This is a genomic window from Protofrankia sp. CiP1_Cm_nod4 (assembly GCF_982290645.1).
Genome location: NZ_CEVIVC010000014.1, coordinates 66530 through 68080 on the forward strand (window position 1 = coordinate 66530; position 1551 = coordinate 68080).

General features: G+C 71.8%; 1 protein-coding gene and 1 pseudogene. One reads left to right on the top strand and one right to left on the bottom strand.

Annotation, left to right across the window (positions count from 1 at the left end; translation table 11 throughout):
• Window positions 1-217 (top strand): DUF4143 domain-containing protein (locus AC5LSR_RS05115; RefSeq protein ID WP_493468208.1); only part of this gene is annotated, 217 nt, incomplete at its 5' end.
• A gap of 133 nt (window positions 218-350) precedes the next feature.
• Here the strand turns inward: AC5LSR_RS05115 and AC5LSR_RS05120 are convergent.
• A pseudogene (locus AC5LSR_RS05120) lies at window positions 351-1551 on the bottom strand (ISKra4 family transposase); the annotation flags it as partial.

The following is a 1551-nucleotide window of genomic DNA, read 5'->3' on the forward strand; positions in this document are numbered from 1 at the left end:
CCTGATCATCGAGACGCGCGACGGTCACGTCATCGCGATCGAGGTCAAGGCGTCCGCGGCTCCCTCACCCGCGGACGCCCGTCACCTCGAGTGGCTGTGGGAACGGCTCGGCCCGAAACCTGCCGCCGTGCTCCTCGTCCACACCGGCCCGCGGGTCTTCCAACTGACCGAACACGTCCTCGCCGTCCCCATCGCCAGCCTCTGGTCATCGAGCTGAGAACTGTCACCGAAGGCTCCGGAGGATGCCCCGGCCTTCAGGCCGGGGAGGAATCCGGTCCCCCGCGGAGCGGGGCAGGGAAAGCCGATCCGCAGGGATCGGCGTTGGGTGCAGTTCTGTTGAAGTGACTTGATCAGGGTGGTGTGCGGCTGCTCGCGTACTGGCTGTCGTGGTTGCGGTGTTTCTCCTGGAGAAGGTGGAAGTGCCAGTAGTCGCCGAAGTCGCCGTTGGCGATCAGTGTGCGGAGGGTGACGATGGCTTCGGCGCCGTCGAGTCCCCAGCGGGCGCCCGTGATGTCCATGCGGTCCTTGACGAGATGGCGGCAGGCGCCCTCGATGACGCCGGTGGCGATCGGCCAGCCGCTGGCCAGCGCGGCGGCGTAGTCGAGGTGATCGGCCTTGGCGTCGAGGTAGTCGGCGGCGGTGTCGGCGCCTCTGCGTTCCTTCTCGTCGTAGTTGTTGGAGGTGGCGCGGCGGCGGATCCCGGTGGCGACCTGGCGGGCCTTCCCCTCCAGGACGAGCCGGGCTCGGTCGGTGACCCACTTCTCGGCGTCGGGGTCGCCGGTGGCGAAGAACGACCAGCCGGCCTTCCACAGGTACTCCAGCACGGGGATGAAATCGATCAGGATGTGGACGGTGACGCCGTGGCGGGCGGCCTCGGCGGTGACGGCGTCGAGCTGGGAGTTGTTGCCGTCGACGAGCACGACCCAGGTCCGCACATGGTGCGGAGCGCGCCGCTCGGCCTCGTCAAAGCCCTGCGCGACGACGGTGGCGAGGTCGTCGACGACCGAGCAGGCCAGCCACTTCCCCGTCGCCTCCGGCCCTGTTTCTCCCCGGGCGACAGCCTCGTCGCCAGCTTCCGCCCCGCCGCCGCGGCCTTCGCGGTGGCCGGGCGCAGCCCCTCGGGCCGCATCACGATGCCCTTGCCATCGAACTGCAGCACCAGCAGCCGATCCTGCTCCGCGGCCCCGGGCCGGTCCTGGGCGCAGAAGGCGCCGACGTCGGCGGCGCCGGCCCGGGCCAGCTCAACCAGCTGCCGCTTGCCGACCCGCACCCCGGTCGCCCGCTCCACCGCCGCCACCGCGTCGTCGAACGAGCCGCGGGCCGCCTCCAGCGCCACCAGCCGGGCCAGCCCGTGCCAGTACAGCCCATCCGGCAGGTTCGGCCCGGCGTCGGCCGGATGCAGGTTGGCCGCCCCGGCGCTCGGTAGGCCAGCCGTGACACCCTGACCAGCCCGAACACCGTCGAAAGCCCCCGGCCATGGGCCTTCTCCACCCGCGTACGCACCACCCCGTCCGCCCCCACCGGCGCCACGGCCAGCCGCCGCTCCCGCAC